Origin of the sequence: Actinomadura roseirufa (genome assembly GCF_900659635.1) — a bacterium.
Taxonomy (GTDB): domain Bacteria; phylum Actinomycetota; class Actinomycetes; order Streptosporangiales; family Streptosporangiaceae; genus Spirillospora; species Spirillospora roseirufa.
Map to the genome: position 1 here is coordinate 1 of NZ_CAACVB010000307.1, position 8,019 is coordinate 8,019.

Here is an 8,019-nt window from a genome sequence, read left to right on the forward strand (position 1 = left end):
CCCGCCCCGGCCCCGCCCGCCGGGCCGCCGCCCGGCGCCTCCGGCGAGCGGGACGAGCTGCTTCCGCGGCGGGTCTCCCGGCGCAGCGGGGACGGCGAGGCCGCGGCCGGCCCGCCGGCGATAGCCCCGTCCCCCGAGACTCCCGAGGAGGCCGGGGCGCTCATGGGGGCGCTCTTCCAGGGCACCGGCTTCGCCGACCCGCCCCCCGCTTCCCCCGACCAGAGCGGGGAGGGCCCGCAGTGGCCGTCCCCGGACCATGACGAGCAGAGCTGACAGGAGATTGCCGGTGACCGCTGATCAGGACTGGGTCGTCGGACGCCTCGCGCGTGTGCAGGGCGTTCGGCACGCCATCGTGTGCTCGGTGGACGGCCTGCTCAAGGCCAGATCGGAGAGCATCGGCCAGGAGGAGGGCGACCGGCTGGCGGCCCGCTGCAGCGGGCTGCTCTCTCTCGCCCGCGACCAGGCCGGAGAGTTCGGCTCCGGGGCCAAGGCGTTCCATCAGCTGATGGTGGGGCACGAGGGCGGCTACCTGTTCGTCCGCAGCGCCGCCGCCCGATCCTGCCTCGCCGTCGTCGCCGAACCGGTGATCAACGCGGCGCTGGTCGCCCAGGAGATGCAGGCGATGGTCCTCAAGCTCGGCGAGCAGACGCTCGCCACCCCGGCGCGCGGGAACGGCCTGTCGTGATCGGCCCGGGTGAAGACGGCCTCCTCCCGGCCGTGGAACGAGACAAGGTCGTGGGCGCGCGGGCGTCCCGGAGGAGTACGGGACGCGCCGCGTGAACGATCCCGAGGATTACCGCGACACGCCCCTGCGGTCCTACGTCCTGACCGGAGGCCGGGCCGCCCCGGCGGACCCGGGCATCGGCGTCGACACGCTGCTGAAGGCGATGCCGAACGCCGCGTCCCTCCCGATGGAGGCGACCCCGCAGCTCCGCGCGCTGCTGCGCCTGTGCAACGGCGGCGTCCTGTCGGTCGCCGAGGTCTCGGCCCACCTGGAGCTGCCGGTCAGCGTCGTGCGGATCCTGGCCGGCGACCTCATCGCCTCCGGCCACCTGCACGCGCACGCCGGTTGCTTCGACGAACCCAGCACGGATCTGCTGAAGGAGGTGCTCGATGGCCTTCGCAACCTCTGACCCCGCGACCTCCGACCGCGCGATCGCGGGCCGTGCGGCCGCGCCCGAGCGAAGCGCGTACCTGTCCGACACCGTCACGCGGACGGCGAAGATCCTCGTCGTGGGGGACTTCGGCGTCGGCAAGACGACCTTCATCGGCTCGGTCAGCGAGATCGCCCCGCTGCGGACCGAGGAGCCGATGACGCAGGCCAGCGTCGGCATCGACGACCTCGACCACCTGGACGCCAAGACGACGACCACGGTCGCGATGGACTTCGGCCGCCTGACCCTCAACCCCCGCCTGGCGCTGTACCTGTTCGGGACCCCCGGGCAGCGGCGCTTCTGGAACATGTGGGCGGGCCTGGCCGAGGGCGCGGTCGGGGTCCTGGTCCTGGTCGACTCGCGCCGCCTGGCGGGCTCGTTCGACGTGCTCGACCAGCTCGAGACGCACGTCCCCGCCCCGTTCGCCGTGGCGGTCAACCATTTCCCCGACTCGCCGGCGCACTCGCCGGACCGCCTCCGCGAGGCGCTCGACCTCCTCCCGGGGACCCCCGTCGTCGACTGCAACGCGCTGGACCGGGCCTCGTCCATCGACGCCCTCGTCACCCTCGCCGAACACGCCCTCACCTCCCGCGCCCGGAAAGTCGGCTCATGACCAGCCCCGTGCACGACAAGCCCCTGCCCCTGTGGGAGACGAACGCCGCCGAATCCACGGCGGTCTTCGAACGCCTCTGGCGCGAGTACGGCCCGATGGTGTGGGTGGAGCTGGAACCGGGCGTCAACGCCTGGCTGGTGATGGGCTACGAGGAGCTGAAGACCGTCACGACCAGCACGCACCTGTTCGCTCAGAGCCCCGAGCACTGGGGCGATTTCGCGAACGGTGTCGTCCCGCCCGATTCTCCGCTGGGCGCGGTCATGTTCCCCCGGAACTCCGCGACCCGAGCGGATGGGGAGGAGCACCGCCGCCTGCGCGCCCCCGTGGTGGCCGCCATCGAGTCCATCGACCACCGGCGTCTTCGCCGGGTCGTGCAGGCACTCTGCACCAACCTGATGGAGACCTTCGCCGAACGGGGCAAGGCGGACCTGGTCGCCGAGTACGCCTCGGCCGTTCCCGTCCTGAGCGTGGGAGAGCTCATCGGCCTGGACCCCCGTCAGAGCCACGAACTGCTCTCGGCGACGCAGGCCCTCCTGGGCAACGGCGAGGACGCGTATGACGGCAACCGCCGCCTGCTGAGCCTGCTCGGCAGCCACATAGAGTTGCGCCGCGCGCGTCCCGCCGACGACATCACCAGCGTCGTGCTGAACCACCCCGACCTGCGCAACGACGGGGAGGTCGTCGAGTCGCTCCTGCTGCTGGTCGCGGCGGGCAACTACATGACCGTCAACTGGATCTCCCAGGCGCTGCGGCTGATGCTGACCGACTCCCGCTTCGCGGGCCGGGTCCGGGGCGGCCGGCTCGGCGTCGACGACGCGCTCGACGAGGTCCTGTCCATCGCGCCGCCGATGTCCAACGTCCCGGCGCGCTACGCACTGCGCGACACCGAGCTCGGCGGGCGGCTCGTCCGCCGCGGCGACGCGATGATCCTCGGCGTGGCCGGCGCGACCTACGACCCCCGCGCGCATGCCGGGACCGCGCTCCGGTACCGCACCCACCTGGCCTGGAGCCTCGGGGCGCACGGCTGCCCCGGCCGCGACCCCGGCCGCACCATGACCCGCACGGCGGTGGCGACGGCGCTGCACCTGCTGCGCGACGTCCGGCTGGCGGTCGACCCGGCGGACCTGCAGTTCGCGGTGACCCCGTGGTCGCGCGGCCTGGTGAGCCTTCCCGTCGCCTTCACCGGGGTCGGCGACGCCGATGAGTGATCTTCCGTCCCGGATGCCCGGCACGGGGGTGTGAGGGAGATCTCAGGGGGGCCTGGGGTGGACGGGTTGTGTTTTACACGCCGTTCACAAATGAGCAACAGGTCCGAAACGGCTGGTTGGCAGGTTCTGAGGAGCCGAAAGACACGACGCCCCCCGGCTGTGATGAAGGGATCGACGTTGAGCTACAAGGCCGAGTACATCTGGGTCGACGGAACCGAGCCGACCGCGCGGCTGCGCTCCAAGACCAGGATCCTCCCCGATGGCGCCGACCTGCCGGACTGGGGCTTCGACGGCTCCAGCACGAACCAGGCCCCCGGGGACCACTCGGACTGCGTGCTCAAGCCCGTCTTCTCCTGTCCGGACCCGCTGCGCGGCGGCGACCACAAGCTGGTCCTGTGCGAGGTGTTCCTCGTGGACGGGACGCCCCACGAGACCAACACGCGGGCCGCGCTGCGTCCGGTCGCCGAGAAGTACGAGGCGCAGGACTCCTGGTACGGGATCGAGCAGGAGTACACCTTCTTCAAGGACGGCCGGCCGCTCGGCTTCCCCGAGCGCGGCTTCCCCGCCCCGCAGGGCTTCTACTACTGCGGCGTGGGCTCCGACGAGGTGTTCGGACGCGAGATCGTCGAAGCTCACCTGGACGCGTGCATCGAGGCCGGGCTGAAGATCTCCGGCATCAACGCCGAGGTCATGCCCGGCCAGTGGGAGTTCCAGATCGGCCCGGCGGGCCCGCTCGAGGTCGGCGACCACATGTGGGTCGCGCGGTGGCTGCTGTACCGCATCGCCGAGGACTACGACGTGTCCGCCACCCTCGACCCCAAGCCGGTCGAGGGCGACTGGAACGGCGCCGGCGCGCACACCAACTTCTCGACCAAGGCCATGCGCGAGGGCTACGACGCGATCATCACCGCGTGCGAGGCGCTCGCGGGCAAGGCGCAGGAGCACGTCGCGGGGTACGGCGCCGACATCGAGCGCCGCCTGACCGGCATGCACGAGACCGCGCCCTGGAGCGAGTTCAGCTACGGGGTCTCCGACCGCGGGGCGTCGGTGCGCATCCCGTGGCAGGTGGAGGTCGAGAAGAAGGGCTACATCGAGGACCGCCGCCCGAACGCCAACGTCGACCCGTACGTGGTGGCCCGGCTGATCACGGACACGTGCTGCGAGGCGCTGGAGAAGGCCGGCCAGGTCTGACCGACGACGCAGGGAAGGCCCCGGGGGACGCGCCCCGGGGCCTTCCGGCGTTTCCGGCGTCGTCCCGCCGGGCTCGCCGGGACGCGGCAAACCTCTGCAAAAGGTTCGGGATGGGGGAGTTCCGCCGATCGGTGCCGGGTAGCACTACGTCGTTCGCACCGGGGGAGGGAACATGCCCGACACGCCCTTTGGGCGATACTCCGGCGGCCCGCCCGGCAGGCACGCCGACCGTCCTGGGCCACGGGCCTGGGAACGGTCGTTCCGGTGCCCTTCGACGGCGCGGCGCCGCACGGTGGAGGCGCCGGCCCGGCGCTACCAGGACTTCGTCGCCCTGCACGAGGAGATCGCCGCCGGACCGCACCGTGCCCTGCGCGCGCTGTGGTGGTCGGGGCTGCTGTGCTCGCTGGTCGCCGCCGTCCTGGCGTTCGCGGCGGTGATCGGGATGCGGGGCGCGTTCGGCGTCCAGGTCCCGGTGTTCGCCGGGGCGCGGACGGGCGCCTCGGCCGCCGCGACGAGCTACGCCCTGTGCGCCCTGGCGGGGACGATCCAGGCGACCGCGCTGATGCACCTGCTCCTCGCGGCGGCGGCGCGGCCCGTCCGGGCGTTCCTGTGGATCGGCGGGACGGCGGTGGTGCTGCTGGCGGTGCTGCCGCTGACGCTCCACGGCCCGTGGGACGCGGCGCTCGCCACGGCGGCCCTGAACCTCGGCGGCGGCGCCGCGGTGGCCGGGACGCTCGCGGCGGTGGTCGCGGCGTCCCCGCGGCAGCGGCGGCGCTCGTGGCCGGACGGGCCGTTCAGGCGCGGCCGACCATGACCGTCAGCGGCTCGGGCGCGGCGGTGGACACCACCCGCACGTGCCGGAGCCGCCGCCAGACCCGCACGTCCACCGGCTCCTCCGGGGCCAGGATCCGCACCTCCCGGTGCATGCCGGAGAACCCGACGCACAGGGACGCCTCCCACTCGCCGCGCGGAAGCGGGTCATCGATGATCGCGTGCGTCACCGGCACCCTCGCCGTGTAGCGGTACCCGCCCGCGTGCTCCTCGAGCATCGCGATGACCGCGTAGATCTGCCGGGTGCGGCGTTCGCGGAGGCCGAGCATGCCGGAGATCGGCGTGGTGGGCCGGCCGATGTCGAGGTGGCCGCGGACCACGACCTCCTCCACGGACGGGTCCCAGCCGAGCGCGTGCGCGACGGTGGACCCGGCCGTGCGCGGGCGCCCGCCGACGTCGATGGCGAGGGCGCCGCGCGTCTCGAAGTAGGCGGCGACCGTCGTGGAGCCGGGCAGGAACCGGCGCAGCGGGGAGTCGTCGATGCCGGGCGCCCGGTCGCGGCCGAACGGCAGGACCGTCTCCATGGCGGGCCATCCCAGCGCGACGGAGACCTCCCACAGGCCACCGGGGAGCGGGCCGCCGCCCTCGACGGACGCGACGTCCACCAGGACCTCGAAGCCGACCGCCCCGCCGTTCCCGTGGCTCACCTCGGCGGGGACGCGCACCAGCCCGCCGCCGTCGCGTTCGCGCAGGTGCAGCTCGATCCCCGCCGCGACGTCGTGGTCGATCCGGCCTTCCAGCCGGAGCGCCGACCCCGCCCATCCGATGTCCGTCAGGTAAGGGGCGGGCGGGTATGGAGCAGACATGGCCGTCCCCGTCTCGTCCTCGGGTGCCTTCTCTCCATGCGCTACCCCGGACGCGGACGCCGAACCGCGCTCGCTCCGCCCCCTCAGGGGACCACGGTCACCGGCCACCGGCCCGCCCGGACGAGCCGGACCGCGACCGAGCCGATGAGCCGGTGCCCCGCCTGCGCCGACGCGCCGACCACGACGGCGTCCGCGCGGGTCTCGTCGGCGACGCGGGCGAGCACGGCGAACGGGTCGCCCTGGTCGGTCACGAGCTCGTACTCGACGCCGCCGCGCTCGGCCGCCGCCCTTTCGAGCTCCCGGCGCAGCCCGGCGACGATCTCCTCCTCCGCCTCCCGCATCACCGTGGCGCCGCCGGGGGTGAGGGTGGACAGCGAGGCGATCTGCGCCACGTGGACCAGGACGAGCCGCGCGCCGCCGCGCCGGGCGAGGCCCCACGCGTAGGCTCCGGCGCGCAGCGAGGTCTCCGACCCGTCCACCCCGGCGACGATCACCTTCGGTCCGTCGACGCCGTACTCGAACGGTCTCTCGGTCATGCGATCACCCTAGCCGCGGACGGTCAGGGCCGGGCGAAACGGGCCAGCAGGGCGTCCAGGCTCAGGTCGCCGTCGCCGAGCGCGCCGTACATGTCGTCGATCCGGCCGTAGCCGAGGTCGCGGGCGACGGCGAGGGAGTCGCCGCGCGCCTCGGCGGCGAGCAGGTCGACGTGCCGCCCGGCGAGCGCGCGGACCAGCCGCCGCCGGCCCGCCTCGGCGGCCTCCTCCGCCCGCCGCAGCACCAGGCCCTGCCGGATGCGGAGCCGGGCCGGGGCGGTGACCGCGAAGCCCAGCCACTCCTCGGACGGGACGCCCGCCGGGTCGGTGAGGACCTTCACGACGTCGCCGCTGCGGACCTGCACCGACAGCGGGGCGAGCCGCCCGTTGACCACGGCGCCGATGCAGCGGTCGCCGGTGCGGGGGTCGACCGCGTACCCGAAGTCGAGGGCGCTCGCCCCCCGCGGCAGCGGCACCACCTCGCCGTCCACGGTGAACGCGGCGACGTTGCCGGCGGCGAGGCCGGCGCGCAGGCCCTCCAGGAACTGGCCGGACGGCGCGCCGGACTGCCAGGCCAGCAGCCGGCTCAGCCAGGCCAGGTCGCGGCGCCCGGTGACGGTGCCGGCGGTCGCGGCGTCGTCGCCGGCGTCCCGGATGTGCGCGACGATCCCGTACTCGGCGACCGGGTGCATGGCGCGGCTGCGGACGATCACCTCGAACGGGTCGCCGTCCGGGCCGATCACCCGGGTGTGCAGCGACTGGTACATGTTGTCCTTGGGCATCGCGATGAAGTCGCGGACCCGCCCGGCGACCGGGTGCAGCGCGGCGTGCACCGCGCCGAGGGCGATGTAGCAGTCGCGCTCGGCGCCGTCGACGATCACCAGCAGCCGGGCCGCCTCGCAGGCCCGCAGCCCGTCCAGCCGCCCGCCGAACGACTGGTGCACCGCGTACAGGTGCGACGGCCTGACCCGCATCCCGGCGCGGACGCCGTGCTCGGCGAGGGAGCGGCTCAGCCGGGCCATGGCGGGGCCGAAGACGCGGCCGGCGTCGCGCAGCGCCGCCCGGACGGCGTGCCCGGTGGCGGCGTGGGCGGCGGGGAACCGGGCGGCGAAGGCGAGGTCGTCCATCTCCCGCTTGAGGGCGTGGATGCCGAGCCGCTCCGCGAACGGGACGAGCAGCTCGTGCGACGCCTCGGCGTACCGGGCCTGCTTGTGCGCGGGCTGGTGGCGGAGCGTCCGCAGGTTGTGCAGCCGGTCCGCGAGCTTGATCACCAGCACCCGCAGATCGTCGGCCGCCGACAGCACGATCTTGCGGAACGTCTCGGCCTCGGCGCGGTCGCCCCACCGGCCGCCGTCGAGCTTGGTCACTCCGTCCACCAGCACGGCCACCTCGGCGCCGAAGTCGGCGCGCAGCTCGCCGAGGGTGTAGGGGGTGTCCTCGACGGTGTCGTGCAGCAGCGCGGCGACGAGCGTGGTGGCGTCCATGCCCATCCCGGCGAGGATCATCGCGACGGCGAGCGGATGGGTGATGAACGGGGCGCCCGACCTGCGGAGCTGCCCGCGGTGCAGCCGCTCGGCGACGGCGTACCCGCGCAGCAGCTCGCCGGTGCCGGCGCCGGGGTGGGCGGAGCGGTGCGCCGCGAGCAGCGGGGCGAGGGCGGAGCGGGCGTGCCCGCCGGTGGCC

Annotated in this window: 9 protein-coding genes and 1 pseudogene; 7 read left to right on the forward strand and 3 right to left on the reverse strand. The window is 74.2% G+C overall.

Annotated elements, in window-relative coordinates; all coding sequences use genetic code 11:
• From E1291_RS42660 to E1291_RS36000, 7 genes and pseudogenes are all read left to right on the forward strand, one after another.
• Positions 1-273, forward strand: a pseudogene (locus E1291_RS42660) (hypothetical protein); the annotation flags it as partial.
• A gap of 13 nt (positions 274-286) precedes the next feature.
• On the forward strand, positions 287-685 hold the full coding sequence (locus E1291_RS35975; RefSeq protein ID WP_207401124.1) for a roadblock/LC7 domain-containing protein: 399 nt from the start codon (positions 287-289) through the stop codon (positions 683-685).
• Between the two features lie 91 nt (positions 686-776).
• Positions 777-1,133 (forward strand): DUF742 domain-containing protein, encoded by a 357-nt coding sequence (locus tag E1291_RS35980; protein WP_131742527.1) that lies wholly within the window; start codon positions 777-779, stop codon positions 1,131-1,133.
• Positions 1,114-1,767, forward strand: a complete 654-nt coding sequence (locus E1291_RS35985; protein WP_131742528.1) for a GTP-binding protein — start codon at positions 1,114-1,116, stop codon at positions 1,765-1,767. Before E1291_RS35980 ends, E1291_RS35985 begins: the two co-directional genes overlap by 20 nt.
• Positions 1,764-2,975, forward strand: a complete 1,212-nt coding sequence (locus E1291_RS35990) for a cytochrome P450 family protein (RefSeq protein WP_131742529.1) — start codon at positions 1,764-1,766, stop codon at positions 2,973-2,975. The genes E1291_RS35985 and E1291_RS35990 overlap by 4 nt, the downstream gene beginning before the upstream one ends.
• A gap of 177 nt (positions 2,976-3,152) precedes the next feature.
• Positions 3,153-4,166, forward strand: coding sequence for a glutamine synthetase (gene glnII, locus E1291_RS35995; protein ID WP_131742530.1), 1,014 nt, complete (start codon positions 3,153-3,155; stop codon positions 4,164-4,166).
• 172 nt (positions 4,167-4,338) lie between these two features.
• Positions 4,339-4,980, forward strand: a complete 642-nt coding sequence (locus tag E1291_RS36000; RefSeq protein WP_131742531.1) for a hypothetical protein — start codon at positions 4,339-4,341, stop codon at positions 4,978-4,980.
• Here E1291_RS36000 and E1291_RS36005 read toward each other — a convergent pair.
• The 3 genes from E1291_RS36005 to E1291_RS36015 form a co-directional block, all read right to left on the reverse strand.
• Positions 4,961-5,803: a hypothetical protein gene (locus E1291_RS36005; RefSeq protein WP_131742532.1), complete on the reverse strand. Its 843-nt coding sequence runs from the start codon at positions 5,801-5,803 to the stop codon at positions 4,961-4,963. The genes E1291_RS36000 and E1291_RS36005 overlap by 20 nt on opposite strands.
• Before the next feature lie 83 nt (positions 5,804-5,886).
• A complete protein-coding gene (locus E1291_RS36010; protein WP_131742533.1) occupies positions 5,887-6,339 on the reverse strand; it encodes a universal stress protein in 453 nt (150 codons plus the stop codon).
• 23 nt (positions 6,340-6,362) lie between these two features.
• Positions 6,363-8,019, reverse strand: a 1,657-nt coding sequence (locus E1291_RS36015; protein ID WP_131742534.1) for a RelA/SpoT family protein, incomplete at its 5' end; no start/stop codon positions are given.